The organism is Pseudomonas asuensis, from assembly GCF_014646755.1.
Lineage (GTDB): Bacteria > Pseudomonadota > Gammaproteobacteria > Pseudomonadales > Pseudomonadaceae > Chryseomonas > Chryseomonas asuensis.
The window spans coordinates 303,792-330,417 of record NZ_BMNW01000004.1 but is presented as its reverse complement, the minus strand read 5'-3'; the positions used below and the strand labels follow the sequence as shown (position 1 = coordinate 330,417).

General features: G+C 58.8%; 25 protein-coding genes. 12 read left to right on the top strand and 13 right to left on the bottom strand.

The window, feature by feature from the left end:
• Nucleotides 1–1,392 (bottom strand): aspartate aminotransferase family protein, encoded by a 1,392-nt coding sequence (locus IEX86_RS11045; protein WP_188866170.1) that lies wholly within the window; start codon nucleotides 1,390–1,392, stop codon nucleotides 1–3.
• Nucleotides 1,393–1,565: 173 nt separating this feature from the next.
• Here IEX86_RS11045 and IEX86_RS11040 point away from each other — a divergent pair, with 173 nt between their 5' ends.
• Together IEX86_RS11040 and phoA are read left to right on the top strand one after the other, a co-directional pair.
• Nucleotides 1,566–2,189, top strand: coding sequence for a glutathione S-transferase family protein (locus IEX86_RS11040; RefSeq protein ID WP_188866169.1), 624 nt, complete (start codon nucleotides 1,566–1,568; stop codon nucleotides 2,187–2,189).
• Between the two features lie 191 nt (nucleotides 2,190–2,380).
• Complete coding sequence (phoA, locus tag IEX86_RS11035) at nucleotides 2,381–3,850, top strand: alkaline phosphatase (RefSeq protein WP_188866168.1); 1,470 nt, start codon at nucleotides 2,381–2,383, stop codon at nucleotides 3,848–3,850.
• A gap of 117 nt (nucleotides 3,851–3,967) precedes the next feature.
• Here phoA and IEX86_RS11030 read toward each other — a convergent pair whose 3' ends face one another.
• Nucleotides 3,968–4,450: a GNAT family N-acetyltransferase gene (locus IEX86_RS11030; protein WP_188866348.1), complete on the bottom strand. Its 483-nt coding sequence runs from the start codon at nucleotides 4,448–4,450 to the stop codon at nucleotides 3,968–3,970.
• Nucleotides 4,451–4,668: 218 nt separating this feature from the next.
• On the opposite strand from IEX86_RS11030, the gene IEX86_RS11025 reads away from it, so the two are divergent.
• Genes IEX86_RS11025 through IEX86_RS11015 form a run of 3 tightly spaced genes read left to right on the top strand, consistent with a single transcriptional unit; the run spans nucleotide 4,669 to nucleotide 8,027 of the window.
• Nucleotides 4,669–6,039 carry an aspartate aminotransferase family protein gene (locus tag IEX86_RS11025; RefSeq protein WP_010796407.1) on the top strand — a complete coding sequence of 457 codons (1,371 nt, stop codon included), beginning with the start codon at nucleotides 4,669–4,671 and terminating at the stop codon, nucleotides 6,037–6,039.
• 4 nt (nucleotides 6,040–6,043) lie between these two features.
• Nucleotides 6,044–7,156, top strand: a complete 1,113-nt coding sequence (locus IEX86_RS11020) for a GNAT family N-acetyltransferase (RefSeq protein WP_229685308.1) — start codon at nucleotides 6,044–6,046, stop codon at nucleotides 7,154–7,156.
• Entirely contained in the window at nucleotides 7,128–8,027 is a 900-nt protein-coding gene (locus IEX86_RS11015) for an arginase family protein (protein WP_229685307.1), read from the top strand. The genes IEX86_RS11020 and IEX86_RS11015 overlap by 29 nt, the downstream gene beginning before the upstream one ends.
• Here IEX86_RS11015 and IEX86_RS11010 read toward each other — a convergent pair.
• From IEX86_RS11010 to IEX86_RS10970, 9 genes are read right to left on the bottom strand one after another with little or no spacing between them, the layout of a single operon-like run.
• The gene (locus IEX86_RS11010) at nucleotides 8,000–9,250 is read right to left on the bottom strand and encodes a DegT/DnrJ/EryC1/StrS family aminotransferase (protein WP_229685306.1); all 1,251 of its coding nucleotides are present in this window, start codon (nucleotides 9,248–9,250) and stop codon (nucleotides 8,000–8,002) included. The genes IEX86_RS11015 and IEX86_RS11010 overlap by 28 nt on opposite strands.
• Entirely contained in the window at nucleotides 9,231–9,614 is a 384-nt protein-coding gene (locus tag IEX86_RS11005; RefSeq protein ID WP_188866166.1) for a DMT family transporter, read from the bottom strand. The genes IEX86_RS11010 and IEX86_RS11005 overlap by 20 nt, the downstream gene beginning before the upstream one ends.
• Nucleotides 9,611–9,985 carry a DMT family transporter gene (locus IEX86_RS11000; protein ID WP_188866165.1) on the bottom strand — a complete coding sequence of 125 codons (375 nt, stop codon included), beginning with the start codon at nucleotides 9,983–9,985 and terminating at the stop codon, nucleotides 9,611–9,613. Before IEX86_RS11000 ends, IEX86_RS11005 begins: the two co-directional genes overlap by 4 nt.
• Entirely contained in the window at nucleotides 9,982–10,836 is an 855-nt protein-coding gene (locus tag IEX86_RS10995; protein WP_188866164.1) for an alpha/beta hydrolase, read from the bottom strand. The genes IEX86_RS11000 and IEX86_RS10995 overlap by 4 nt, the downstream gene beginning before the upstream one ends.
• Nucleotides 10,833–11,582: an MtnX-like HAD-IB family phosphatase gene (locus IEX86_RS10990; RefSeq protein WP_229685305.1), complete on the bottom strand. Its 750-nt coding sequence runs from the start codon at nucleotides 11,580–11,582 to the stop codon at nucleotides 10,833–10,835. The genes IEX86_RS10995 and IEX86_RS10990 overlap by 4 nt, the downstream gene beginning before the upstream one ends.
• On the bottom strand, nucleotides 11,575–12,480 hold the full coding sequence (locus IEX86_RS10985) for an efflux RND transporter periplasmic adaptor subunit (protein ID WP_188866163.1): 906 nt from the start codon (nucleotides 12,478–12,480) through the stop codon (nucleotides 11,575–11,577). The genes IEX86_RS10990 and IEX86_RS10985 overlap by 8 nt, the downstream gene beginning before the upstream one ends.
• Nucleotides 12,480–13,220: an ABC transporter ATP-binding protein gene (locus IEX86_RS10980; RefSeq protein ID WP_188866162.1), complete on the bottom strand. Its 741-nt coding sequence runs from the start codon at nucleotides 13,218–13,220 to the stop codon at nucleotides 12,480–12,482. The genes IEX86_RS10985 and IEX86_RS10980 overlap by 1 nt, the downstream gene beginning before the upstream one ends.
• Nucleotides 13,221–13,224: 4 nt before the next feature.
• A complete protein-coding gene (locus IEX86_RS10975; protein WP_188866161.1) occupies nucleotides 13,225–14,361 on the bottom strand; it encodes an ABC transporter permease in 1,137 nt (378 codons plus the stop codon).
• On the bottom strand, nucleotides 14,358–15,758 hold the full coding sequence (locus IEX86_RS10970; RefSeq protein WP_188866160.1) for an efflux transporter outer membrane subunit: 1,401 nt from the start codon (nucleotides 15,756–15,758) through the stop codon (nucleotides 14,358–14,360). Before IEX86_RS10970 ends, IEX86_RS10975 begins: the two co-directional genes overlap by 4 nt.
• A 280-nt stretch (nucleotides 15,759–16,038) precedes the next feature.
• On the opposite strand from IEX86_RS10970, the gene IEX86_RS10965 reads away from it, so the two are divergent.
• The 6 genes from IEX86_RS10965 (at nucleotide 16,039) to IEX86_RS10940 (ending at nucleotide 22,919) form a co-directional block, all read left to right on the top strand.
• Nucleotides 16,039–16,764 carry a response regulator gene (locus tag IEX86_RS10965; protein WP_188866159.1) on the top strand — a complete coding sequence of 242 codons (726 nt, stop codon included), beginning with the start codon at nucleotides 16,039–16,041 and terminating at the stop codon, nucleotides 16,762–16,764.
• Nucleotides 16,749–17,906: an ATP-binding protein gene (locus IEX86_RS10960; protein ID WP_188866158.1), complete on the top strand. Its 1,158-nt coding sequence runs from the start codon at nucleotides 16,749–16,751 to the stop codon at nucleotides 17,904–17,906. Before IEX86_RS10965 ends, IEX86_RS10960 begins: the two co-directional genes overlap by 16 nt.
• Before the next feature lie 149 nt (nucleotides 17,907–18,055).
• A complete protein-coding gene (locus IEX86_RS10955) occupies nucleotides 18,056–19,549 on the top strand; it encodes a YdgA family protein (protein WP_188866157.1) in 1,494 nt (497 codons plus the stop codon).
• Between the two features lie 218 nt (nucleotides 19,550–19,767).
• Nucleotides 19,768–20,085 carry a hypothetical protein gene (locus IEX86_RS10950; protein ID WP_188866156.1) on the top strand — a complete coding sequence of 106 codons (318 nt, stop codon included), beginning with the start codon at nucleotides 19,768–19,770 and terminating at the stop codon, nucleotides 20,083–20,085.
• 37 nt (nucleotides 20,086–20,122) lie between these two features.
• Complete coding sequence (locus IEX86_RS10945; RefSeq protein WP_188866155.1) at nucleotides 20,123–20,452, top strand: four-helix bundle copper-binding protein; 330 nt, start codon at nucleotides 20,123–20,125, stop codon at nucleotides 20,450–20,452.
• 106 nt (nucleotides 20,453–20,558) lie between these two features.
• Nucleotides 20,559–22,919, top strand: a complete 2,361-nt coding sequence (locus IEX86_RS10940) for an FdhF/YdeP family oxidoreductase (RefSeq protein ID WP_188866154.1) — start codon at nucleotides 20,559–20,561, stop codon at nucleotides 22,917–22,919.
• 29 nt (nucleotides 22,920–22,948) lie between these two features.
• On the opposite strand, the gene IEX86_RS10935 is transcribed toward IEX86_RS10940, so the two are convergent.
• Nucleotides 22,949–23,149 carry a DUF2905 domain-containing protein gene (locus IEX86_RS10935; RefSeq protein ID WP_188866153.1) on the bottom strand — a complete coding sequence of 67 codons (201 nt, stop codon included), beginning with the start codon at nucleotides 23,147–23,149 and terminating at the stop codon, nucleotides 22,949–22,951.
• A 22-nt stretch (nucleotides 23,150–23,171) separates the two neighbouring features.
• Here IEX86_RS10935 and IEX86_RS10930 point away from each other — a divergent pair, with 22 nt between their 5' ends.
• Nucleotides 23,172–25,814, top strand: a complete 2,643-nt coding sequence (locus IEX86_RS10930) for a mechanosensitive ion channel domain-containing protein (RefSeq protein WP_188866152.1) — start codon at nucleotides 23,172–23,174, stop codon at nucleotides 25,812–25,814.
• Between the two features lie 116 nt (nucleotides 25,815–25,930).
• Here IEX86_RS10930 and IEX86_RS10925 read toward each other — a convergent pair whose 3' ends face one another.
• Nucleotides 25,931–26,482 carry a gamma carbonic anhydrase family protein gene (locus tag IEX86_RS10925; protein ID WP_188866151.1) on the bottom strand — a complete coding sequence of 184 codons (552 nt, stop codon included), beginning with the start codon at nucleotides 26,480–26,482 and terminating at the stop codon, nucleotides 25,931–25,933.
• Nucleotides 26,483–26,626 lie beyond the last annotated feature (144 nt).

Sequence of the window (26,626 nt, the reverse complement as noted above, 5' to 3'; positions counted from 1 at the left end):
TTATATGCGGGCGTTGGGCAGGGCCAGCAGGTCGGTCAGCGCATTATCCAGCGTGGCGATGAGACGATCCACGTCTGCCTTGGTAGTGTCGAGGCAGCACAGCGTCATGTTATGAAATGGCGTGATCAGGATGCCGCGATTGATCAGATACAGGTGCAGCGCCATCTGCAATTCATCATGAAAAGCCGCCTCGGCTTCGGCACCCGTCTTGGGTGGGGCTGGGCAGAACTGAAACTCGCACCGTGCGCCCAGTTCGGTCACAGACCACTTCAAGTCATGTCCGGCGATCAACCGGCGCAAGCCATCGGCGAGGCGCTTGGCTAGCGGCAGCATGTGGGCATAGGCGGCGGACGTCATCACCTGCTCCAGGTTGGCGCGCATGCAGTGCATGGCCAGGGCGTTGGCGGAAAGCGTGGTGCCCATGCCGCTGTGTCCGTGTCCGTGGCTGTGAGCCTGCGCCTGTTCGCGCGCCGTGTGCATGCGCTCGGCTATTTCTGCACTGCAACCAAATACGCCGCAGGGCACGCCGCCGGCGATGGGTTTGCCTATCACAAAAAAGTCTGGCTCAAGGTTCCATAGGCGGGTGCAGCCGCCTATGTCGGTAGAGATCGTGTGAGTCTCGTCGATGATCAACAGCACGCCATACTGGCGGGTCAGCTCCCTGCACTGTTGTAGAAAGCCCGGCTCAGGCAGGACCATGCCGATGTTGGTCATGGCGGGCTCGCACAGCAGTGCGCAGACATCACCTTCGGCCAGGGCCGCTTCCAGGGCTGCCACATCGTTGAAGGGAATGGCGCGGCTGTACTCGGTCAGATCGTACGCTTGGCCAATCAGGCCGGAACGAGGCACCGTCCGACCGTTGCGGTAGCGCACCATCACATCGTCCACCGTGCCGTGGTAACAGCCATCGAACACCAGGAGCGTCTTGCGACCCGTTACGGCGCGGGCCCAGCGCAGCACGTAGCGGTTGGCATCGGTCGCCGTGGCGGTGACCTGCCAATACGGCAAGCCGAAGCGTTCGGCCAGCAACTCGCCGCATACGACTGCATCCTCGCCCGGCAACATGGTGGTAAGGCCGTTGGATGCCTGTTCGGTCAAGGCCCTGGCAATGGGGTCCGGTGAGTGACCAAACATGGTACCAGTGTCGCCCAGGCAGAAGTCGATGTATTCATGGCCGTCCACATCGTAGAAGCGTGCACCCTTGGCACGTTCGACGAACAGCGGCACCGGTGTTGACCAGTCGGCCATCCAGTGCATGGGAACACCCCCGTAAAGCGATTTTCGGGCGCGCTCGGCTAGTGCCACGGAGTTCGGGTTGTTGGCGAGAAAACGCTCACGCTCTTGAGCGGTAAAGGCTTCTACAGCAGATGGGTGGATGCCACTGGCGGTCATGCCGATCACCTCGTTTGGACGTCTCCTCATGCTATGAGCAACCGCGTAAAACGCAAGGCGTTGGCGAGAGAACGTTTTCTGTTAGAAAGGCCTTACACCATGTTCATGTCCGAACCCTGTAAGATTACGACCTTTGCTGCCGTGCGGCCTGACTCCTGTATGAGGTTACAGCCTTGATTCTCTACGATCTGGAACGATCCGGTAATTGCTACAAGATCCGTCTGCTACTGTCTGTGCTGGAGTTGAACTATCAACGGATCAATGTAGACCTTAACGCGGGCGAAAATCGGCAACCGGAGTTCCTGGCGATCAACCCGCGCGGGCAGGTTCCGGTACTGGTTGATGACGAGGTAACGCTGTGGGATTCCACATCGATTCTGGTGTACCTGGCGCGCCAGTATGGCCGAGGCTTATGGCTGCCTACTGATCCGGTCACTATGGCCAAGGTGATGCAATGGCTGGCCTTCGAGCAGAACGAAGGTCGCTATGGGCTGGGCCGTGCCCGTTCAATCAGCCTTAACAACACCTCGGTCTTTGCACGTACCGGCAATCTGGCGGATTGTCAGGCCTTGGGTTTGGCTGGGCTAGAGGTACTGGAGAAGCAACTAACCGGCGAAGAATGGCTGGTGCCGGAAGCCGGCGGCCCGACGATTGCTGATATCGCCTGCTACCCGTACACCGCCATGGCGCCGGAAGGTGGCATTGATCTGACGCCGTTTGTAGCGGTTCAAAAATGGTTACGCCGCATGCAGGCATTGAAGGGTTATGTAGAGCTGCCGAAGGCCGCTCCGGCATGATGTATAGATTGGATTGAGACGACTTGGATTGATACCCAGCAGCCCGTTTGGGTATCAATTGGCTCAATGCAGATCGGACCGTAGCAGGCTTTTTGCCACTGATTTCTGTCATGAAAAGGTCATCTGAGCACGGCACTTTTGGCAGGCCTTGAAACAATCAAGCGCTTGGATCACTGTCAAAAGGATATTCAATGAAGACGATGCCCGCCCGTTGGTCTCAAACGGCCGCACTGTCCACCTCTCTGGTTGCCTCTGCACTGCTCACCGCCTGCGCCACACATACCACTTCTCCCACGTCCGCCGACACCAACAAGGCCGCTCCGGCCAGCTTTTATGCTCGGGGTGCAGCGGGTGACCTCACCCAGCATGGTGGTGCCCGCCGACTGGACGGCGACCTGACACAAGCCTTGAAAGCAACACTTTCGGATCGGCCTGCCAAGAATGTGATCCTGCTGATTGGCGATGGCATGGGCGATTCGGAGATTACGATCGCGCGCAATTACGCTGAAGGTGCAGGCGGCTATTTCAAAGGCATCGACGCCCTGCCGGTCACGGGCCAGTACACCCACTATTCACTGGATCGCAAGACAGGCAAGCCTGACTATGTAACTGACTCAGCGGCATCTGGCAGCGCCTGGGCAACCGGCACCAAGACGTATAACGGTGCCATCAGCGTCGACATCAAAGGGCAACCACAAAAGACATTACTGGAGTTGGCGAAAACGGCTGGGAAGGCGACTGGAAACGTCTCTACCGCTGAAATCCAGGACGCAACGCCCGCTGTGTTGGTCGCCCATGTAACCGGGCGTAAGTGCTACGGTCCGATTGCCACCAGTAAGCAGTGCCCCGCCAATGCGCTGGAAAATGGTGGTGCTGGTTCAATTACCGAACAGCTTTTGAACACACGCCCCGACGTTACGCTCGGGGGCGGCGCAGCGAGCTTTGCCGAAACGGCCCGTGCCGGACAATGGCAGGGCCAGACGCTCTTGCAGCAGGCCCAGGCGCGTGGTTATCGCGTGGTGAGTGACCTTGATTCGCTCAAATCGATTTCTCAGGCCAATCAGCAACAGCCGCTGCTCGGACTTTTTTCCCCTGGCAACATGCCGGTACGCTGGATGGGACCAAAAGCCAGTTACCATGGCAACATTGATCAGCCAGCCGTTACGTGTCGCGTTAACTCCGAGCGGACGGCCAGCGTGCCGACGTTGGCGGACATGACACAAAAGGCCATTGAGCTACTTAATCAGAACGACAAGGGCTTTTTCTTGCAGGTAGAAGGAGCCTCCATCGACAAAGCTGATCATGCGGCTAATCCCTGCGGCCAGATCGGTGAGACCGTAGACCTCGACGAGGCGGTGCAAAAGGCGCTGGCTTTTGCCAAGGCTGACGGCAATACACTGGTCATTGTGACGGCAGACCATGCCCACTCCAGCCAGATCGTCTATCCCGATGTGAAAGCGCCCGGCCTGACCCAGGCTCTGAACACGCGTGACGGTGCAGTCATGACGGTCAGCTACGGCAACTCTGAAGAAAGCGACCAAGGCCATACCGGTGCGCAGCTGCGGATTGCCGCTTACGGCCCTGGCACCGCCAACGTGTCCGGTCTGACTGATCAGACGGATCTCTTCTTTACCATCCGCAATGCCCTGCAGTTGCCCTGATAAAGGCCTTATGTAGCGCTACTCAATGAGCATGCCTCGTTGGGTAGCGCTATGCCCTAGCCAACCTACAATTCAGCAGGCATGTGTCGTGTGGCGATACCCGACGGTACGATCTGGTCAAAGCGCGCGGAACATCACGTAGCAGTCCACCAGCCCTTGGGTGCGGTGACGGTAGGCCTTGGGCAGCGTGCCGACGATCTCGAAACCATGCTTTTTCCACAGGGCGACCGCCACCTGATTGGTGGAGACCACCGAATTGAACTGCATGGCCAGAAAGCCTAGCTCGCGGCCCATTTCCAGTGAGTGGGCACACAAGGCACTGGCAACGCCCTGCCCACGTGCGGCTTCGGCAGTCATGTAGCCGCAGTTGCATACGTGGCTGCCCGGGCCGGCAGCGTTGGGTTTGATGTAATAGGTGCCCAGGATTTGCCCCTCTCGCTCCGCAACAAAGGTGGCCTTGGGCAGCTCGACCCAGAGTTTCCATGCGGCGTCACGGTCCATGGCGGGATCTAAGGCGTAGGTCTCCTGACCGTGGACGACTGCCTGGATGATCGGCCAAACCTGATCAAAGTCGGCGGCGGTAATGGGGCGAATATTCATGGGAGCACTCCTGCGTTCGTTCTGGCCTTGATGATGCCAGCTCACGCCTGAAAACGTTACGTTTGTCGTCTCGCGAAACGTTCTGTTTCATCTCCACACTTTGCACACAATCCCTCGACAGGCCAGCAAGGTTGCCTTTGCACAATGCATGGCAGTTGTCATCGCGCGTCTGCTGTAGACCACGGTGATCCTCACCCAATCGCAGTCTGGAGCAATCCATGAACAACGAAGCCTTGCTGGCTGACGAAGCCAAATACTGTTCTTTTGGCGACACCGTCCACTACGTTAATCCGCCCAAGATTTTTACTGGCTGCGAAGGCAGCTACATGTATGACGCCGAGGGCACACCTTACCTCGACCTGCAGATGTGGTACTCGGCCGTCAACTTCGGCTACAAGAACCCGCGCCTTGACGCCGTAATGCGCAAGCAGCTGGACGTCCTGCCCCAGGTTGCCAGCCAGTATCTGCACCCCACCAAGATCGAGCTGGCCAAGACCATCGCTCAGGACGCCGAGCGCAAGTTTGGTCTGCCGGGCCGTGTGCACTTCAACGTTGGCGGTTCGCAGTCCGTTGAAGATTCGCTCAAGATCGTCCGTAACGCTACCGGCGGCAAGAGCCTGATGTTTGCCTTCGAAGGCGGCTACCATGGCCGTACGCTGGGCGCATCGAGCATCACCTCCAGCTACCGCTACCGTCGCCGTTATGGTCACTTTGGCGAGCGCGCCAACTTCGTACCGTTCCCTTATCCCTTCCGCCGCCCGAAAGGCATGACGGCCGAAGAGTACGGCGAGCACCTGGTGAAGGACTTTGCCCGTAAGTTCGAGAACGAATACCATGCAGTGTGGGACCCAAAGGCGAAGGAGTCGGAATATGCGGCCTTCTACGTCGAGGCTATCCAGGGCACCGGCGGCTATATCGTTCCACCGAAAAACTACTATACCGGCCTGAAAAAGGTCTTGGACGACCACGGCATTTTGATGGTGGTCGACGAGATCCAGATGGGCTTCTACCGTACCGGCAAGCTGTGGTCGATTGAGCATTTTGGCGTGAAGCCAGACATCATCGTCTTCGGCAAGGCGCTCACTAACGGCATGAACCCGCTAGGTGGTGTGTGGGCCCGTGAAGAGCTGATCAACCCCGATGTATTCCCGCCGGGCTCCACTCACTCCACCTTTGCGTCCAACCCGCTAGGTACAGCACTGGGCCTTGAAACCCTGCGCATGACCTCGGAAGTGGACTACGAAAAGCATGTGATGGATCGCGGTGCGTACTTCCTGGAGGGTCTGAAGGACCTGCAGAAGCGCCACAAGGAAATCGGTGACGTTGACGGCCTGGGTCTCGCCCTGCGCGCCGAGATTTGCACCGAGGACGGCTTTACCCCGAACCGCGAGCTGCTGGACAAGATGGTCGATATCGGCCTGGCTGGCGATCTCGAATACCAGGGCAAGAAAACCGGCCTGGTGCTGGACGTGGGCGGTTACTACAAGAACGTCATCACGTTTGCACCGTCGCTGGAAATCTCCTTCGCCGAGATCGATCAGGCGATGGTACTGCTTGACCAGCTGATCACTCGCGCCAAGCAGGCCTGACGCGGTGGGGCTCGAACAAAGGCCCGGCACCGCCGGGCCGCTGTACGGCAATCAGCTCGAGCCTGGGGCGCTGATCGATCAGTTCAGCGCCCATCCGCCCGATGGGTTTCAGGTGCTGCGCCTGCCCCAGGCCACACCGGGCTTCGAGGCGGAATTCGATCTGCTGACTACAGTGGACGGATCGCTCAAGCGCAGGATCGAATCACTTCCCCTTTATCGCCATTGGTCCAAATGGCTGCGTATCCGTACAGCCTTCATCGGCACGACGGTTTCCGAATATGCCCTCTTCCCATCGGCCTGGTCAGCTCGCTCGCTGGTTGAGCGTCTGCGTAAGACGTTGGGTTGGTGCTATTCGATGATGATCATCAAGGATATTCCCCAACACTCCCCCCTGCTCGATGAATCGGCCAATCGGTATGCGGAGCAGCTTCTTGCTGCCTGCAAGGCAGAGGGTTTCGTCCTGGTGGAAGGTCAGGCGCTGGCGTATGTGCCCATCGATTTTGCATCGGTGGAGGAATACCTGGGCCGTCTTTCATCGAGCCGCCGTAAGGATATTCGCCGCAAATGGCGCAAGCGTGAAGACTTGACGATCCGTGAGGTTCCGACGGGCGATGCGCAGTTCCAGCGTGATGAGCTAATCGACGAGTATTACCGGCTATACCTGAATGTGTACGACCAGAGCGAGATTCATTTCGACCGGCTCTCCCGCGGCTTTTTTGAACAGATGTTGCGGGATGACAGTAGCGGCGGAGTGATTTTCGAGTATCACCATGAAGACCGGCTGATCGGTTATAACGTGTGCTTCGTGCATGACGGCAAGCTGATCGACAAGTACATCGGGCTGCAGTATCCCGAGGCGCGGTCGTTTAACCTGTACTTCATCAGTTGGCTCATCAATCTGGACTATGCCCTCAGCCACGGTCTGACCCATTACGTGGCCGGCTGGACAGACCCGGAGATCAAATCTTACCTGGGTGCTTCCTTTACCTTCACCTGTCACGCCGTCTATGTGCGCAACGCCTTGTTGCGGGGTCTGGCGCGACGCTTTTCCCGGTACTTTGAAAGTGACCGCCAATGGAGTGACAGCCGTGAACCAGCCAATCATTCTGGATCTTGATGGTTCTGTCGGTGCGGTGGATAACGCCCTGCGCCTGGACCTGCGTGACTGGCAGGCACGGGTGCGGTTTGGCTGCCGCGTCTCGACTCTCGATGCCTTTGGCCGTGATGTGGTGGGCCGCCTGCCGGTTAACCATGGCACCGTGCTGATGGGCAGCGGCGACTTCCATCACCTGAGCTGGCCGCTCATTGCCCGGCAGACGGCCCGCACGCGGGGCGTTCGGGTGGTGGTGTTCGATAACCATCCCGATAACATGCGCTACCTGTTTGGCATCCATTGCGGTTCATGGGTGCGCCGCGTGGCACTTCTGCCGCAGGTCAGCCATGTCCATGTCGTGGGTATTACTTCACCGGATATCGGTCGAGGCCACGCCTGGGAGAATTACCTGACGCCACTGCGCAGCGGCAAGCTGAGCTACTGGAGCCTGGGGGTGGATACGGGCTGGGCGCGTTGGCTAGGCGTGCAGTCGGCCTTTCGCAACTTTGCCGATGCCGATACCCTGGCCGACACTTTGAGTGAGCTGCTGATACGCGAACAGCAGCCGACATACCTGTCCATCGACAAGGACGTTTTTAGCCCTTCAGTCGTTCGCACCAACTGGGATCAGGGCGTCATGCTTGAGCATCATGTCATGCAGGCGATCGAGGCTTTGCAGGGGCAGCTCCTGGGCAGCGATATTACCGGTGATGTTTCGGTCTATCGGCACCCCAGTGCCTGGAAGCGTTGGCTGAGCGCCGGAGACGGTCAGACATTGGACATCCCCGACCTTACCCTGCAATCCTGGCAGGTGGAGCAGCATGTGCTCAATCAGCGCCTGGTCAATCGGCTGAATGCGGCGCAAGGTTACGAGCGCGTCATGCGCTCGGCGTGACAAGCCTCTTCAATTGCCGCATAGACCACATCGAAATCAGCCTCGCTTAACCAGGGGCTATTACTGATAGCCAGGATTCGACCCGCCAGACGGCGGGCTTCCTGACATTCGACAGGCGGCTTATAGGTAAGCGTCGTATTCAGATAGTGGTAATCCGGCAGGGCATGCACGAAGGGAATGCTCAGACCATAGCCGTTCCCCCAGAGTGCTTCCAGTACAGAGTCACGGGCCTTGCGGCTGGGCATGAGCACTAACAAAACGGGCCAGCTCCCCTCGCCCTCATGACCTTCAAGGGGAACCAGCCCAGAAAGCGTACTCAGGCGCTTGAGCCTGTGTTCGGCCTGTACGCGCTGTTGTGCGAGGAAGTCAGGCAGGCGCTTCAGTGCGCGAACACCCACGGCCTGCCGCCAGGACCCGACCTGATGCAATGTAATAGGCAGGGAAAAATATTCATCGGCCGCAGCGACCCAATCCCCTTTCTTCAGCGCCCGCCGTAGCGGAAGGCCATAGGCGAGCCTCAGACCTGTAGGTCGATAAAGAGCGGCATAGCCCAGTAGCTCAACACTGCGCTTGAGTTCAAGCCAAGGCTTTGGCTGCGCCAGCGTCTGACTGGCATGACGCAATGCCTGACGAACCGTCTCGTCGCGGGCGATGAGCGCACCGCCTTCAAAAATCGTAAGCCCCTTGCCCACCGCCAGGCTGAAAAAGGCAATGTCGCTGCGTGTGCCGATGCTATGACCACCGACACGGCTACCCAAACCTTGGGCGGCATCTTCAATCACCCAGGCCCCTACCGCCCGAGCACATTCGAGCGCTGGGTCGATATCGCTGATCCGGCCGCATAGGTGAGTTGGAACGACGGCCAGGGTCTGCTCGTTGCACAAAGCCTTGAGCATGGATGGATCAAGGTCGAGGCTGTCCGGCTTGAGGTCGCAGAGTTGCAGCTCAAGTCCACACTGAGCTACAGCCAGCGCTACCAGCGGACAGGTATAGGCCGGCACGATGACAGTCGTACGTATGGGCGAGAGCCTTTTCAAGGCTGTGAGAGCAATGACCAGCGCCGCTGTACCGGAACTTTCAAGGTGTACCTGCTCAACGCCCAGAAAGCGCGCCAGGGCGGCGCTCAGGTCGCTATCGCCGCCGGGGAGCAGGTCACGCAGCTGCAGGGGCAAGCCGGCCGTGGGCGGTGTATCGAAGAAGGCCTTACGAGGAAGTGGCTTCACGATGTTCGCCCAGGGCCAGACAAACGATACCCAGTATGATCAGGCCAGCAGCCAGCAGTTGCGGCCAGCCCAGATGCTCGTTGAACAGCCATACGGACAGCAGCATCACGGAGACGATTTCCAGGTGAGACGCGGCAAATGCCGGGCCGACCGGCACGTGCTTGAGCAGGGTCATCCAGCAGAAAAAGGCGCCGATATAGCCTACGAACGCACCGTAGATCCATGGATGGCCGAATACTCGCCACAGCCACTCTGTGGTCATCGACAGGGGTTCGGCATGCATGGCTGCGTATTTGAAGCTCAGCTGCGCCAGGGTGTCGAACGCCATGAGCAGCAGGAAACCAATCAGGTAGAAACGCTTCATGCCTGTATCCCCACCACGGCAACGCCAATGGAAATGAGGCTGATGCCCAGTACCCGTAACGGCGTGAGTTTTTCTGCAAAGAAGAATCGCCCTGCGAGCATGATGGCCACGATGTTGATCGAGCCCAGCAGTACACCCTGGGACAACGGTACCAGCGACAGGAAGGCCAGCCACACGACAAATTCCATCACGTAGCAGCTGATTCCAAGCCACAGCCATGGACGGCGGCTCATCTGTATCCAGTGAGCAAGTCCATCCTTGTCGGCCGAGTCGGTCGCAGCGGCTTTGAACGCCAGCTGACCGACACTATCAATCACCACATTGGCGATCCATAACACGATAACGAGCCCTGGAAAGGTATCGGCTGTCATGCCATGGCCCTGTCCGCTACAGGCGCTACCGTCTGTTGCTTTGCAGCCAGCGCTTTCTGGATGAACGCAACTGTTTCGGAAGCCACCTTGCGCCGCTCACGGTCGACCGTGACCATGTGATAACTGTCTTCCAGCCAGACTGTAGTCACCGGCCCCTTGACCGAGCGCTCTACAAGCCGTGCGTTATGGTCGAGGCTGGCTATATCGTCCTGGGTCGCATGCATGACGAGGCAATGTGAAGTGATATCGCTCAGCTGCTTGCGCACCTGTGTGGCCAGGGCATACATCTCCGCCACGGCCCACCAGGGGTTGCCCGGCAGACCTGCCGCGGCGCTATCGCCAGAGTTCATTTGATCAACGATATAGGCGCGCAGCTTTTCGTCCTTGATGCCGTAGGGCGGCTGCTCGATAAACATCGTCTTGCGGCCGATGCCCAAGGCCTTGCAGATCGGCAGGATGAAGCAGAAGCGCGTGTAGAACGGCATGCTCCAGCCATCATGGCGAAACATGGTGGCTAATGCCGCCACACCGGTCACCCGATCCGGCTGGTCAGCCGCCAGCTTGAGCGCCAGGAGCGCACCCATGGACAGGCCCGCCACAAAGAGGTGGTCGACCTGTTCGCGTAACCGATCTGCCGCCGCGCAAACGCTGGCGTACCAGTCCTGCCAACGGGTTTCAACCAGATCATCGGCAGTGCCGCAGTGGCCGGCCAATTGAACGCCATAGACCGTAAAGCCAGCCTTGTTCAGCCCACGGCCGAACAGGCGCATCTCATTGGGCGTGCCGGTCAGGCCGTGAATTAGAAGGACGCCGGTGCGGCCACCCTCCAGGAAGAATTCATGTTCAGTCATCGAGAGGGTTGCTCTTGAGGAACGAGCTCGTCCAGCCAGGACAGGGCGTCGTTGAAAGTGGAAATCGGTGCGAAGGGATAGCCGCGCTGGCGGCAATGATCGATCAGCTTGTACTTGGCCAGAACAAAGTCGGCACGGCCCGAGACGCAGAAGTCCGAGGTGCTGTCGCCGATGAATAACACGCGTTGCTGGCGCTGGTGCTGAAGGGCAAGCCGCTCGCACTTACAGGTGCCGCTGTCGCGAAGGCAGTGCGGGCTGGCGAATGGGGATGCAAGCTCCCAGCTTCGCTCGCCGGTCTGGGTCAGGTAATTGGCCTGCACAGGCAGCCCGCCCAGGCCGTGACGTCGGAGGATGTAGCGAATCGCATAATCCAGCCCGTCGCTGATGACCTGAATCAACAGGCCCCGCTCGCCGGCCGCCTCGACAAAGGCACGAAAGCCCGGATCAATAGCGATGCCGTCGAGATGCGCGTGAAACTCCTCCTGCGACATGTCCAGCAGCGCGACCTGGCCCTGCATGCAGTCACGAGAGCCAATCTTGCCGGCTTCCCAATCGTCTTCCAGCGCCTGCCAGCCGGGGCGGCCAAAGCGTTCGAGCAGTGAGTCGATCACATCGACCTGGCTGATAGTGCCGTCGAAGTCGCACTGGATCATCCAGGGCTGCGAAGGATTGGGCAAAACCTCGCGAACGACAGGCGTATACGGCCTGAGTGACTCGTCGAGCACGGAGTGTGAAACGTTATTCATGGAAATTCACCCGTACATTCTGGCCGATACGAAGCGTCGGCGGCTGATCGAACGCGAGCAGGCAATCGACCACTCGCACATTGGGATGTCCCTGGCTGCCGTCATCCAGTTGGCTGCTGCCAAAAAGATCGCCCAGGCGCGTGACCTGCGCTTTCAAGGGCGGCTGATCGGGCTCGGCTTCCAGCACGACATCGGCTGTCATGCCCGGCTTCACACGATGGACAAAGCTTTCATTGAGTTCTGCGCGGATTTGCAGCGGGCGCTCCGGCAGGATGACCAGCAGTGGCTTGGCGTCCTCTGGCGAGACGAGTGCGCCCAGGGTGGCGTTGACGCGTACTACCGTACCGGCTTGTGGCGCGTGCAATACGCGCTCGGCCAGACGATTCTTGGCCAGTGCGACATGCTGGCGGGCAATCTCGACTCCTGCCTTGGCGATGGCCTGTGCAGACTCAAACTGCTGTACCTGCTGCTGAGCTTCGGTAGCCTGTTGTGGATCTACCGCGCCCTGCCGAGCTGCCCTCTGAAGCTGTTGTGCGCGCTGGCGTGCTGGCGGCAGGCGCTGCTCTGCCGCTTTTTGCCGCGCCTTTGCCTGGACCAGTTCGGCTTCATGGGTCTTCAGCTCAGTCCGGGCACTCTGGTCGTCCAGAGTAGCCAGTTCTGCGCCACGCTCGACCGTATCGCCCTCGGCCACGGCCAGATGGGTAAGTCGGCCGGGCTGTAGAGGTTTAAGCTCCAGCAGGCCACCTTGCACCTCCACCTTGCCACGCGCCATGGCGACATACGCCGTGGTTTGGGTCGCTGCCGGTTTAGGCTGGCGAGGCGGCTTCTTGTCGGAGCAGCCTGCGAGCGAAACCGCCAGACACGCGGCGAGCAGGCCATGGGTAATACGCATAGTCATCAGGCAAACTCCCTGCGGGCCGCGCTATCTCGTTCGGACGGCCGCCAGTCGCGCTGAATCTGTCCGTCCTCCATTTCCAGGACCCGGTCGGCATGGCGGGTCAGGCGTGGGTCGTGGCTGACACACAGCACGGTCGAGCCTTGTTCATGGGCGATACGCTGCAGCATGCGAGCAACGTTCTGGCCGTTTTCAGCATCCAGGGCACTGGTGGGTTCATCGGCAAACAGCAATTGAGGGCGCTTGGCCAGAGCCCGTGCGAGCGCCACGCGTTGACGTTCGCCGCCAGACAGCGAGGCTGGACGAAGGTCCAGCCGGTGGGACATTCCGACTTCCTTGAGCACCTGCCGGGCGCGTTCCAGGGCATCCTTGTTCGAGAATCCCAGGTAGCCCAGTGGCAAGGCCACCTGCTCTGTGGCCGTCAGGGCCGGGAATAGATTGAAGCCCTGGAAGACAAAGCCGGTGTGCTTCAGGCGAAAGCGCTCAAGGGCGCGCTTGGCCAGTCCACTCAACTCCTGACCAAGGGCACGGGTTTGTCCTTCATCCGGGGCCTGCAAGCCACTGAGCAGTGACAGCAGCGTGCTCTTGCCGCACCCTGATGGACCCGAGATCAAGGTCAGTTCACCGGGATAGATGGAGACGGACAGCTGCTGCAATACATGCAGGCGAACCATGCCCATAAGAAAGGATTTGCTGACCTCATTGGCCTCTAGGCTGGGGGCGGGGCGCATTACAGGAGTCATGTCATTACCTCAGCAGCAGTGCAGGGTCGGCGCGCAGCAGGCCGCGCATGGCGATGAGTCCGGACACGAGCGCAAGGCCCAGAACCAGAGCAGCGCAGATCATTGCTATCGTTATGTTCATGGCAACGGGAACGTCATGGCGGGCCGCCACGCTAAGCAGAACCGTGCTGGTAATCCCTGTGACAAGCAGGCCGAGTCCGCCAACCCAACAGGATTGTTCAAGCACCACTTGGCTGAGCGATCGGAAACTGGCGCCCAAGGCGTTAAGCACGGCATATTCACGGGCAGAGGCAGCCACCATGGCCATCAGCGATTGGCTGGTGATCACCCCGCCAACCAGGCAGACGATGCCCGCCATGAACAGCACGGCGACACCCGCGCCGGTATCGAACATCCAGTAGAGCTGGGAGCGCCAGGCAAACTGTTTGGCCGTCCAGACTTCAAAGGGACCAAAGGATGGGTTGGCGATCAGGCGCGCCTGCGCTGCCTCGACACGGCTGGGCTTGCGCACCTTGGCAACGTAGTAGGTCGGCCCAACGCCTGGACTGTCTTCTCCCTGGAGCAGACGAGCCGTGTCCAGTGAGGCCAGGACATTGACGCCACCCAGACCGCGTAGGCCGGCAATAGCCGCCACCACATGAACACGATGACCGTTGATCCAGGCCGCCTGATCCAGGCTGACGCCTAGCTGATCCAGCTCTGAGCGGTCCACAATAACGGCATTGGGCTCTTCCAGGCGCTGGCGCAGCCCTGAGGAAAGCAGGCTGGAAAACATCATGCCTTTGCGGCCCGTATTGATCCCTGACACAAAGACAGACACGCCACCGCTCTTCTCATGAGTGCCGTGCCAGTCACCTTCCACCCAGAGGTAAGGCTCCACATCGGTAACATCGGGGTCCATGCGCAGACGCATTTCTACATCAGGGCTGATGGTCCGGCCAAAGTTGACGCTTTGAGTGCCGGGATAGCCTGCCCACAAATCGGCGGAAGAAGACGATACATAGACGGCCGCGCTGCCAAAGATACCCAGCACGAGGGCCGCTTGAACCGTTAGCAGGACGCCAGAGAAGCCAATGGCCAGAATGGCGGGCAAAAAGCGGCGCCATTCATGAAACAGTGTTTTGCGAGCCAGGGCGATCATGTGTGCTTCTCCTTGGCCCTGGCGGCGGGAAGTGGTGCGCCGCCGAGGGATTTGTACAACGCCACGAATGCCAGACCCTGGCGCGCCTGTGCGGAGATGAGCTGAAGGGACGCCTGCAACTGATCACGTTGGGTATCGAGCTGCTCCCATTGACTGGTCAGACCCAGCCCCGTCAGGGTTAAGCCGCGTTGTGCGCGCTCGTCCAGGGCCGCTTCAGCCTGTTGCAGCTGCTTTACCCGCTCCTGCTCCAGACCGAAGGCCGCCAGTGCCGCTTCCGTTTGGGCAACACTGTCGAGCAGTACCTGACGGTAACCATTTAGAGCCGCATGCATGGCGTGTTTCTGGGCTTTTTCTACGGCTTTTCGTTGGCCCCAGTCGAAAATAGGCAGATCGATTATCGGGCCGATCATGGGCACACTGTTTGAGCGAACCTTTTCGTACTGCGTCAGGTTGTAGGCATACAGATACGAGATTCCCAAGGCGACACGGGGATACAGGTTGGCATGGGCCAAACCCAGCTCACCGGCTGACTGCAAGACCTCAGCCTCCGCCTGCTGGATATCGGGCCGCGTACGCAGCAGATCACTAGGCACTTGTTGCACCGACACCTGCTCGATACGTGGCAGCGGCCGTACCGTGCTCCAGGTGGCATCCGGTGAGGTCTGTCCTAGCAGGGCGGCCAGGGATTGCTCGGCCCGGGCCTGGATCTGTCGGGGCTGAGTCAAACGCGCCAGGGTCTCGGCGCGTCTGGCCTGGAGCTGCAGGCGCTGATCAGGCGATGCCAGATGGTTGGGAATACGGATGTCTAGCAGGGCCAGTGCTTTCTGATCCAGTGCGACCAGCGCCTCAAGGGTCTGTATCTGCTGTTGGGCGGCACGTAGCTCCAGATAATGCCGGACCACTTCGGAAACCACGGTTACCTGGGCCGCCTGCTGGTCGGCTCTGGCCAGCTTTATCCTGGCCTTTGCCTGTTTCTCGGCGCCCTCGCGTTCACCGAACAGACCCAGATTCCAGATTCCATCCAGGCTGACCTGGAAGAAAGTATCCGTGGCCGAAATTTCCTCGCTGCTGCGGGTCGCCAACGACAGTTGGGGTAGATAGCTGGCGTCAGTCTGTCGCGTCAGTGCATGCGCCTGTTTCAGGCGGCTTGAGGCCTGGGCCAGGGTCAGGTTCTCGGATACTGCACGTGCAACCAGCTGATTCAATACAGGATCGTTAAAGGTTTTCCACCAGCCGTGCAGGTCGACGGCCGGTGCGTCTGGCGCAGCCTGAGAGGCTTGGGCCCAGTGGTCTGGCAGTTTGGCAGGCAGGGTCGGCGTTTCGATCTGCGCACAGCCCGCCAGCACACTGAGTGCCAGGCTGCAGGTAGAGCGAAGAATGACCGGGAAGCGAACCATACGACAAAAAACCTGGACAGCGGGTGTCCAATCGAAAGAGGTTTCTGTAGCCCGAGGCTACGGCGTAAGGGGATTGTGCAAAGTCAAACTTGCGTGGCTTTGCAGGTTTTGTGGAGGAACGATGGAGACGGGAAACACCCGTGTGGATGAATGAACAGGCAGGCGCATAGTCCAAGCAAATACGTGTGAGTTGCCTTAATTTAACGGTCAGCGGAGCTGCTCTCGTAGACGCATCATCCGGCCCGTATACTGCTTCGGACTGAACTCAGAGGCTCTTTATATGAGTAACGACTCTCGGCCATCCGGCCCTCTCGTGTTGTTTGTGGAGGATGAACCGAGCATCTCGGACATTTTGGTGGCCTACCTGCAGCGTGACGGCTTGCGTACCGTGCATACGGCGGACGGGCTTGAAGCCCTGCAGCTGTTCCGCCGTATGCGTCCAGACATCGTGCTGCTTGATATCCGCCTGCCCGGCATGGACGGCGTAGACATCCTCAAGACCATTCGCAACGAAAGCGAGACCCCTGTCATCATGGTCAGTGCTCTTGCCGATGACCTCGACAAGATGCTCAGCCTGCGCCTGGGCGCCGACGATTATGTGGTCAAGCCCTACAACCCGGCCGAAGTCGTGGCACGGGTACGGGCAGTGCTGCGCCGTACCAGTGTCGTCCAGGCACAGTCGCACACCTCTGCACCGCTGCGGGTGGGCCGTCTGGAGATCGACCAACAGGCATACATGGCCCGAGCGTACAGCGAGGACGATGAACCCCAGGTCCTGCCCTTGACGCTGACGGAGTTTCGTCTGCTGAGCACATTAGCCAACCAACCACGGCGATGTTTCTCACGCAGCGAGCTTATCGAAGCCTGCCTGCCGGAAAGCGACGCGCTGGACCGGGTTATCGACTCGCACCTGAGCAAGCTGCGACGCAAGCTTCAGGATGCCGGCTGTGATGATCTGATCGAAACCGTACGAGGCATCGGGTATCGACTATGGCCCGAGTCCTAGACCGCATATGGGTCCGCTTCGGACTGAGTATTGTTGCCACGGTCTTTGTGACCATCGGCCTGCTCTGGGCCACCATATTCGTTTACACCCAGTACGAGTACGACCGCTTCTACAACAACCTGCCTGTCAACATCCGGCAGGAGATGGATCAGCTCGAGGCGCAGGATCAGGACAACAGTCCCCGAATGATCGAGATCTACAGCCAGTACTGGCGGGGCGACCCTTGGGACGGTGAGCAGCTGGCGCTTGTGCTGGGGCTGGTGTTCTGTCTGCCGTTCGGTCTGATCGCCGGGCTCTGGACATCGCGCCTCGTGACCTTGCCGGTAGGGTCCATTGCCGAGGCGGCGAACCGGATCGCCCTGGGCGATTTCAGCGTGAGGGCACACAGCAAGAGCCAGCGTGGCGAGCTGGCGGATCTGGTGCGCGATTTCAACCACATGACCGATTCCCTGGAGTCCCTGGAGCATGAGCGCAAGGCCACTGCGGCTGCCATCTCCCACGAGCTGCGCACACCTATCGCTATCCTGCAGGCTCGGTTACATGCCTTGTGCGATGGCGTTATTCCGGCTGAGCCGCTGGAGTTTCAAAAGCTACTCGAACAGGCTGAACACCTGGGACGGCTGGTGGATGATCTGCATACCCTATCGGTAGCCGATGCTGGGCGCCTGTCGCTGCATATGGTCACGGTGGATCTGGCCGAAGTGGCTCGGGATACCCTGAGCAAGTACGCCAGCCGCCTGGATAGCTATGGTATCGATGCCGAGCTGGCTGTCGAGGCTGCCGATCTCAAGGTCAAGGCCGATGTGGACCGGTTGCGGCAGATCCTCAACAACCTCATTGAAAATGCGCTGCGCTATGCCCGGGAGGGGCGCTGGCTGGAAATCCGCTTGAGTGCCCATGCCGAGCAGGCCGTCATCATGCTGAGCGACGCTGGACCGGGCTTGCCTGATGTCATCAAGGCCAACCTGTTCAAGCGCTTTCAGCGCGCGGATGCGTCACGTAACCGTGCCAATGGTGGCACTGGTCTGGGGCTTGCCATCGTCAAGACGTTAACCGTGCTACAAGGCGGGCGCATTGAGGCCGGCGAGTCAGCACGTGGGGGCGCGCAGTTCAGGATTTACCTGCCATTGAGCCGTGGGTGATTGCTTGACGGCATAGCCTGCCCTGACGGCGATTGGCATAATCACACCGGCTTGCAGGCCTGAGCCGCAAGCCGGACCTTTCGACTGGCCGCGCCGCTTGCGCCCGACCGGATGGAAATGGATTTTCACCCCCTCATACGAGTTATTTCATGAAAAAAGCAGCTGGAATTGCTGTAGGTATTGCTTTGGCTGTTGGAGCAATCGCCGTAGGCGGTGCCTGGTATACAAGTACGCAGTTGGAAGGCGTACTTAACCAAGCGGTCGACCAAACCAATGCACAATGGGCCAAGTCGCTTCCTGATCGATCCGCTCACATAGAGTTGGTCAGCCTTGAAAAAGGACTGTTTAAGAGCACTGCTCACTACCGAGTCGTCATTCCGGGTAGCGGCTTTGGTCTGGACAAGCCAATCGAGGTGCTTATGGTCGATCACCTGGAGCACGGTCCCTTCCCTGCCTCCCGGCTGGCATCTTTCAAACTTGCGCCCGTTATGGCAAGCAGCCATTTCGCTCTGGAAGCTAACCCCAGTCTGCAAGCCTGGTTTGCCGCAGCCAATAATGCTGTACCGGCTTATGGTACCGCAGTGATTGGTTATGACCAGCAGGTGGATGGCACGCTTACGCTGCAACCCTTCGAGCTCAACGAAGGCGACAGGCACGTAGCCTTTTCCGGTGCGGCCGTGAAGTTCAAGACCGACTTTGATCTAAAGCATTATCAGCTCGATCTGGCGGCAGATAGCTTTGCATTTGCCTCGCCTACGGAAAACGGGGCGATGGTCAGGACGACCCTGAAAGGTCTGCGTGTCACGAATGATCGGAGTCTGGGACAAAGCGGGTTCTACATGGGACGCTCGGATGTAGGACTTCAATCGATACAGATCGATGGGGATACCGTCCCGCCGGTTGTTATGCGTGACATCACCGCCCAGGATAATTTGCAGGAGCACGGCATGCGGCTCGCCGATACCATTCTTTATGGTATGGGCGGCATGACCATCGATGGTAAAGAAGTAGGTAGCGCTCGCGCCTCATTTAGCTTCAAGGATGTCGATGCAGAAGCCTTGCAAGGCATGACTACCGTATACGCTCAATATGCCGAGCGTGTGCAGATCGATCCGGAAACCAAGCAGATGCCACCGATGCTGCCGGACGAGCAGGCACGCATGCAGGCTTTTGGCAGTGCGCTACTGGCTGCTAACCCTGTCGTGACGCTGGATGAACTGTCTTTCAAGACGGCCCACGGTGAAAGCCGCCTTGCCATGGCCGTCAATCTGACGCGCCCGGCTCAATACGATCAGATGCAGCCCTCTGAGGTGTACCCGCAGATGATTAGCCTGCTGGACCTGCAAGTTCGCCTCTCCAAGCCGATGATCGGTGATCTGCTTGCGCTCAAGAGTGATCCGTCTCAGGACGCGGCTGACATCGCTCAGCAGGCAAAGGCCGCAGGCGATGCCATAGGCGAAATGGCGGCATCGTCCCAGATGGCACGCGTGGAGGGTGATGACATCGTAACCACGCTGAAGTATGCCAATCACATGGTTGACTTCAACGGTCAGAAAATGACCCCGGAACAGTTTGCCATGATGATGCAAAATACGGCGCTGGCCGCCATCACAATGTCAGCACTCGCGCCCCGAGCGGAGTAGTAGCGGTACGCGCGGCGGCTACACTGTTGCTGCCGCGCCTCATCACCAATACCTTCCTTCTACCCAGACAACAGCGTTACAGCCCCCTACCTGTGACGATTCCATATCTCAGCAAGCACCTGATGGTATAGCGCCAGCTTTCCAGCTCAAGGGATGAAACCTTGGGCAACTCCTGTGGTTCATACCTTAATTACGTGTGACTGCAGGTGATGATGGGCATGAGTATGCGCGCCTCTTTTCCGGTGCTGTTGCTGGGCCTCTTCTTTGGAAGCGGTTACGCCCAGGCATGCTGTGCGCCCGGATCACCGTGTCTGCTTGTGCAGGCAGAGCAAATGGATAAGCGTTACCCGTCGAGTGCTCACGTTACCCAGAGCAGTCTGGCAAAGGTATGTAGCGGCTTGCCTGCTGCATCTTCCGCCGCTATGTGGAAAACACTTGTATGGGCCTCTCTTCCTTCAGATCTCTATACCCCTTCCCGGTATCTCTCCATTTATCTCTCTCAGCCTGATCCACCGCCCAAGGCCGTGCGGGCGTGACATGGTTTTTATCCCTTACCTCAAACGGAGAATGAACATGACTGCTTCCGCTTACGAAACCTGCATCCAGGCCTGCTCTAATTGCGCGCTCGTCTGTGAAATGTGTGCGTCGGCATGCCTGCGCGAAGAAGACGTGAAGATGATGGCGCGTTGTATCCAGCTCGATCGCGACTGCGCTGATCTATGCGCGTTGGCTGCCGTACTGATGACCCGTGAAAGCCCGCTTGCCAAAGAATTTTGCGCGCTGTGTGCCAGGGTCTGTCGTGCCTGTGGCGAAGAGTGCGGCAAGCACGATATGGATCACTGCCAGGCCTGCGCCAAGGCCTGCCTGAGTTGTGCAGAAGAGTGCGAGCGCATGGCTGCCTGATCCTTACTTGCCCGGCACATGTAGTGCCGGGCTCTCTCACCGCTTTGGATTATGGCCAACCGTGAACTGACAAAGTCAGCGGCCATCTGCCTGCAAGGAGCTACGCGTGAATAAACCTCGTTTCAAACCTTATAAATCACCTTCCGGTGGCTGGGGCTCGGCTTTTTCGGTCGCGAATATCCTGATCCGTGAAAAGTCGCCTATTGGCTCCAGCCTTCTTCTGCTCAAACAAAACAAGCCTATCGAGGGGTTTGCCTGTGTCAGTTGCGCCTGGGCAAAGCCACATCCGGCCGGGCCTTTTGAATTCTGCGAGAACGGTGCCAAAGCGACCGCCTGGGAAAATACCAGCAACCGTTGCGGGCCGGAGTTCTTTGCCCAGCACACCGTAACGGAGTTGCTTAACTGGCGTGACTATGACCTTGAACAACAGGGCCGCCTTACCCATCCCTTGCGTTGGAATGCCGAAACCGACAAATACGAACCGGTTACATGGGACGTTGCCTTCCGTGAAATTGGCGACGAGCTAAGGGCCATGGCCGACCCCAATGAAGTGGTGTTCTACGCCTCGGGTCGCGCCGCGCTGGAAACCTCTTATATGTACCAGCTGTTTGCCCGGATGTACGGGACAAACAACCTGCCAGACAGCTCAAACATGTGTCACGAGAGCACCTCTATCGCCTTACCGGAAAGCCTGGGCGTGCCGGTGGCTACTGTAACGCTCAATGACATGGAAAAGACCGATGGCCTGTTTTTCTTTGGCCAGAACGTGGGCACCAGCAGCCCGCGCATGCTGCACCAGCTTGAAGAGGCGCGCCAGCGTGGCGCGCCTATCGTTACCTTCAACCCGATCCGCGAGCGGGGGCTGGAGAAGTTTACCAACCCGCAATCGCCAACCGAGATGGCGACCGGCAAGGAAATCACCATCAGCACGCATTACAACCAGGTTGCCATCGGGGGTGATATCGCAGCCATAGCCGGGATCTGCAAAAAGCTCTTCGAGATGGATGATCAGGCCCGCGCAGCCGGCAAGCCTCGCATACTAGACGTTGAGTTCATTGAGCAGCACACCCATGGCCTTGAAGCCTTCGAGGCAAAGATCCGCAGTTATACATGGGAAGAGTTGGAGCGCCGCTCCGGCCTTTCCCGCAGCACTATGGAATTGGCTGCAATGGTCTATGCCCGCTGCGAGCGCGTTATTGGTGTATACGGCATGGGGCTCACTCAGCACCGTCAGGGTGTGATGAACATTCAGATGCTCGTTAACCTGCTGCTCCTGCGCGGTAACATCGGCAAGGAAGGCGCAGGTATTCTCCCCGTTCGTGGCCACTCGAACGTGCAGGGACAACGCACCGTGGGCATCACGGAAAAAGCCAGCCAGGTGCCTGCAGAAAACCTCAAAAAGCAGTTTGGTTTTGAGCCGCCCAAAGACGATGGCGTGAACACCGTTGAAGCCTGCGAAGGCATCCTGAATGGTTCGATCAAAGGCTTCATTGGGCTGGGCGGAAACTTTGTGCGTGCGGTTCCGGAAACGCTGTTAATGGAGCCGGCCTGGCGCAAACTCGGGCTTACCGTACAGATTTCCACCAAGCTCAACCGAAACCATCTGGTCCATGGCAAGAAGTCTTACATCCTGCCCTGCCTGGGCCGCACGGAGATCGACGTGCAGGCTACCGGTGAGCAGCGCCATACCATCGAGGACAGCACAGGATGCATCCGAGCCTGGCGCGGTGTGGCCAAGCCGGCAGCGCCCAATCTCTTGTCCGAGCCGGCCATTGTGGCGGCGCTGGCCAAAGCAACCCTTGAACCCAATCCACGGCTCAACTGGGATGCCTGGGTAGCAGACTACAGTCTGGTTCGTGAGGCTATCGCCCAGAGCTATCCAGAGATTTTTCATGACTTCAACGTGCGCATGCTGGAGCCCAGTGGTTTTCACCGTCCGCTGGGTGCATCCGAGCGCAAATGGGCAACCGAAACCGGCAAAGCCAATTTCATTACTCCGCAAAAGCTCTCTGCCGATGATGACATTGAAGCTGACTTAAAGCCTACGGACGTGCTGCAGATGATGACGCTGCGCAGCAACGACCAGTTCAACACCACCGTCTATGGCTACAGCGACCGTTTCCGAGGTGTCTATGGTACCCGGGCGGTCATCTTTATGAACCGTCACGACATGGCTCGTCATGGTCTGGCTGAAGGCGACATGATCCAGGCCATGACAGCCGTAGACGATGGTGTCCATCGAGAGGTCGGTCCGCTCCGGGTTACTCCTTACAACATCCCTGAAGGGTGTTGCGGCGGCTATTACCCAGAGTGTAACCCGCTGATTCCGCTCTGGCATTACGCCGAACGCAGCAAGGTCCCTGCAGCCAAGTCCATCCCTATCCGCCTGCGCAAAGTGATTGCAGTGGTCAGCGACCGCAACGTGCCTTCCGAACCAGCCTCGCCAGCGGGTGTGGGCGCAGCATAAAGGACCTGAGCCCTGGCTTGCGTCAGGGCTCAGCGATTGATTAACCACAACACAGCGGACACCACTGCACTGACCAGAATCATGGTGGTGATAGGAAAGAAAAACGAGACGTTCTCCCGTTTAACAACGATGTCACCCGGCAGGTGGCCCAATGGCAAGCGACTCACCCAGGGCCATAAGAAACCGATAGCCACAATCAGCAGGCCAATGACGATCAACGTACGAGACATATCCCAATCCGATCCGAGAGCCATGCATAAACAGATTTCGCAAGTGTGCCTTGCGTTCCTCCTGATCTTTACCTTAGTTCTGACGGCGGGTAACGCCACCGCTGCTGACGAAACGATTTCGCCCAGCGATGCACGACGTGCCGTCAGCGTACTGCAGGATGAGCAGCAGCGGGCCGAGGCTGTGCGTGCACTCAAGGCAATTGCCGATACGGCGCCGGCCAAAGGCCCCGAGACAGCAGCGGCGGATGAGCAGGCAACAGACGATGCCGCCGCAGATACCCCAGCCCCTGCCGAAGCACCTGCTGCCGTAGCAATCGAAGAGAATGGCCTGATTGCCAGAACCCTTCGGCAAGTCAGCCGGTGGGGCGATGGGCTGGAAGATCAGTTGCGCCAGATCAAGCAGGCTGCGCTGGAGTTTCCTGTCTGGCTACGGGCGCATTCTGTCAGCGGCCAGGGTCGGCATATCCTGGGCGAAGCACTGATCGATCTGGCAATCGTATTTGGGGCAGGCCTCGCCCTTGAGTGGGGGCTGCGGTATCTCCTGGGCAGGCCGCGCCGCGCGCTCATCCAGCATGCTCAAGAGGCTGATGAGCGCGCCCTTCGCGAACAGGCGGAGCAGGCGGAAAAGCAGCGCCAGGTTCAGGCAAAGGCGAGAGTCGAGCAAGAGCAGGCCGGGCAGGAGGCTATTGCCAATGCTGCCGAGATCGGTGGTATTCGACCTGCCAGTGAAGAGGTCGCGCTTGTACAAACGACACGCGATGGTGTCGAGCAGATCGAGGCCGTACCCGTGGGTGGTAATAATACTGCCCAGGAGCGGTCAGCCAGCACGGCTACCGATACGGCTGCTCAACCCCCAACGGTCGACGCGATGCCTAAGGATGCCACCACGTCTCTACGGCATACCGCCATGCCGGGTGAGCACTGGAGCACCCTGCGTCACCTGCCCTATGCCCTGGGCTCGCTGATCCTTGATCTGCTGCCACTGGTGCTGTTCTTTGGCGCAGCGGCCTTGATCATACGGGCGCTTTCAGGCGATGAGCAGCGTGTCATGGCAGTCGTACAAGGCTTTGTTGGTGCCTACGTCACCGTTCGCGTCTGCATGGCTGTGGTTCGCCTGTTGATCTCACCAATAGGTCATGGGATGCGCATCATCCGCGTCAGAAACGCTATTGCCCAGACCCTGGAGACCTGGATACGGCTTGCCGTTGTGCTCGCTGCTTTTGGCATCGCGCTGGCCGAGGCAGTTGAGGCATTAGGCGCAGGCCGTGCCGGTCATCTGGCTATCGTTAAACTGTTCTCCCTATTGGTTCACTTCTGTCTGGTTGTTCTTATCTTCAAAGTGCGCAAGCCCGTAGGTGCACTGATCGAAGCGCCAGCCGAGGCAACAGGACCAGTGTCTGCCCTGCGCAATTGGTTGGCACTGGTTTGGGCCTTCTTTGCCGCAGCGTTCGTCATTGGTCTGTGGGTAGTGTGGGCATTAGGCGTTGAAAACGGCTTTCCCAAGCTGATCAACTTTATTGCCCTGTCCGGTGCAGTAGTCATTGCGGCGCGGCTTTTGGCGATCCTGGTGCTGGGCGCAGTGGGTCGTGCCTTCCAACCCAAGCATGATCCATCTGCAGAGGCTGACAATATCCCTGCCCCGTCGATCCGTAGCCGACTGGCTGACCGGTACTACCCGCTCGCGCGTCGGCTCATCACTGCGGTTATTACCGGATGCACTGTCATTGCCTTATTCCAGCTCTGGGGCCTGAATGCGCTGGGCTGGTTTGCCAGCGGCACTATTGGACGCAGCTTGCTTTCTGCCATGCTGACTATTCTGGTGGCTGCCCTTGTGGCAATTATCGTTTGGGAGTCTGCCAACGCGGCGGTACAACGACGTCTAACACGCTGGACGAGCCAGGGGGATCTGGTCCGGGCTGCACGGCTGCGCACACTGCTGCCCATGCTGCGCAGTTTCCTGCTTATCATCATTGTGCTCGTGGTAGGCCTGACGGCGTTGAGCCAGATCGGTATCAACACCACACCCCTGTTGGCCGGTGCGAGCATCATTGGTGTAGCGGTCGGTTTTGGCTCGCAAAAGCTGGTGCAGGACTTTATCACTGGCATCTTCCTGCTCATGGAGAACGCTATGCAAGTCGGTGATTGGGTCACGGTGGCTGGTGTATCCGGTACGGTCGAATACCTGTCGATTCGGACCGTAAGGATTCGAGCAGGCGATGGCTCGTTGCATATCGTGCCGTTCAGCTCAGTCTCCACGGTCAACAACATCAACCGCGGCATTGGCAACGCTTCCATTCGTATCAATGTGGGCTATAACACCGATATCGACCAGGTCTTTAGCGAGTTGAAGGCCATTGGTGCTGAAATGCGTCAGGACCCGGGCTTCAAGGATCTGATCATTAACGATCTGGAAATTTGGGGTGTGGATGCAGTAGACGGCTCGATGGTGACGGTGCTGGGTCAGATGCGTTGTATCGACAAGGGCCGTTGGGGCGTGCAACGTGAAACCAACCGGCGCATTCTCAAGCGATTTCGCGAGCTGGGCATTACCATCGCTGATCCACGCACCTACCTCGTCATGCCAAGCGAGGCCGCCACTACGGACCGGGCGCCCATGCCGCAAGGTATCCCGCCGACAAATAGCCCGCCTGGTTCAGAGGCCTAAGGTCGGCTATGCCGTGCCCATCCCGCAGGTATACGCTCCTGTATGATGGGCAAACGCTTAGCTGAGTGCAGCGATATTTCTGGTCAAACAACAAGGCCGTTACCGACCTTGTTTTCTCATACACCGGGCCGGTCATACCCTTCGGCCAGGTGTTGATCCTTAAGCTTCACATAGTTATTCGCACTGTACTCAAAGAAGTTACGCTCTTTCTCTGTTAACGGCCGCGCCTGTTTGACGGGGCTGCCTACGTAAAGAAACCCGCTTTCCAGCTTCTTGCCCGGTGGGACCAGACTGCCTGCTCCGATAATCACATTGTCTTCTATCACGGCGCCGTCCATGACAATGCTGCCCATGCCCACCAGTATACGATTACCAAGGGTGCAGCCATGCAACGTAACCTTGTGGCCGACAGTGACTTCATCACCTACGATCAAAGGATAGCCGTCCGGGTTGAAGGGGCCAGCATGGGTGATATGCAGAACGCTACCGTCCTGAATGCTGGTACGGGCACCGATGCGCACGCGGTGCATGTCGCCGCGAATTACGGTCAGCGGCCAGATAGAACTGTCTGCGCCCAGCTCCACGTCACCAATGACCACAGCGGTGGCATCGACAAAAGCGCGTTCGCCCAGCACGGGCGTTTTATTCTGGTAAGTGCGAATGGTCACGATAGATACCTTTTCTAATCAGGCGAGCCTTGAGTCTGGTTAAGATGGGCTCCATATAGTCTTCTTTGAGAGCCTTTCGTTGACTGGGTAGGCCCGGCCAATGCGTCCTTTGAGGCAGCATAGCCGTATCCCGGTCGGCGTGGG

Coding starts and splice junctions, on each gene's coding strand:
- IEX86_RS10950 (WP_188866156.1), top strand. CDS start 19,768: ATGAGTATGCGCGCCTCTTTTCCGGTGCTGTTGCTGGGCCTCTTCTTT.
- IEX86_RS10930 (WP_188866152.1), top strand. CDS start 23,172: ATGCATAAACAGATTTCGCAAGTGTGCCTTGCGTTCCTCCTGATCTTT.
- IEX86_RS11005 (WP_188866166.1), bottom strand. CDS start 9,614: ATGAAGCGTTTCTACCTGATTGGTTTCCTGCTGCTCATGGCGTTCGAC.
- IEX86_RS10985 (WP_188866163.1), bottom strand. CDS start 12,480: ATGACTATGCGTATTACCCATGGCCTGCTCGCCGCGTGTCTGGCGGTT.
- IEX86_RS10970 (WP_188866160.1), bottom strand. CDS start 15,758: ATGGTTCGCTTCCCGGTCATTCTTCGCTCTACCTGCAGCCTGGCACTC.
- IEX86_RS10995 (WP_188866164.1), bottom strand. CDS start 10,836: ATGACTGAACATGAATTCTTCCTGGAGGGTGGCCGCACCGGCGTCCTT.
- phoA (WP_188866168.1), top strand. CDS start 2,381: ATGAAGACGATGCCCGCCCGTTGGTCTCAAACGGCCGCACTGTCCACC.
- IEX86_RS10945 (WP_188866155.1), top strand. CDS start 20,123: ATGACTGCTTCCGCTTACGAAACCTGCATCCAGGCCTGCTCTAATTGC.
- IEX86_RS11000 (WP_188866165.1), bottom strand. CDS start 9,985: ATGACAGCCGATACCTTTCCAGGGCTCGTTATCGTGTTATGGATCGCC.
- IEX86_RS10965 (WP_188866159.1), top strand. CDS start 16,039: ATGAGTAACGACTCTCGGCCATCCGGCCCTCTCGTGTTGTTTGTGGAG.
- IEX86_RS10980 (WP_188866162.1), bottom strand. CDS start 13,220: ATGACTCCTGTAATGCGCCCCGCCCCCAGCCTAGAGGCCAATGAGGTC.
- IEX86_RS11045 (WP_188866170.1), bottom strand. CDS start 1,392: ATGACCGCCAGTGGCATCCACCCATCTGCTGTAGAAGCCTTTACCGCT.
- IEX86_RS11025 (WP_010796407.1), top strand. CDS start 4,669: ATGAACAACGAAGCCTTGCTGGCTGACGAAGCCAAATACTGTTCTTTT.
- IEX86_RS11030 (WP_188866348.1), bottom strand. CDS start 4,450: ATGAATATTCGCCCCATTACCGCCGCCGACTTTGATCAGGTTTGGCCG.
- IEX86_RS10935 (WP_188866153.1), bottom strand. CDS start 23,149: ATGTCTCGTACGTTGATCGTCATTGGCCTGCTGATTGTGGCTATCGGT.
- IEX86_RS10975 (WP_188866161.1), bottom strand. CDS start 14,361: ATGATCGCCCTGGCTCGCAAAACACTGTTTCATGAATGGCGCCGCTTT.
- IEX86_RS10990 (WP_229685305.1), bottom strand. CDS start 11,582: ATGAATAACGTTTCACACTCCGTGCTCGACGAGTCACTCAGGCCGTAT.
- IEX86_RS10960 (WP_188866158.1), top strand. CDS start 16,749: ATGGCCCGAGTCCTAGACCGCATATGGGTCCGCTTCGGACTGAGTATT.
- IEX86_RS10955 (WP_188866157.1), top strand. CDS start 18,056: ATGAAAAAAGCAGCTGGAATTGCTGTAGGTATTGCTTTGGCTGTTGGA.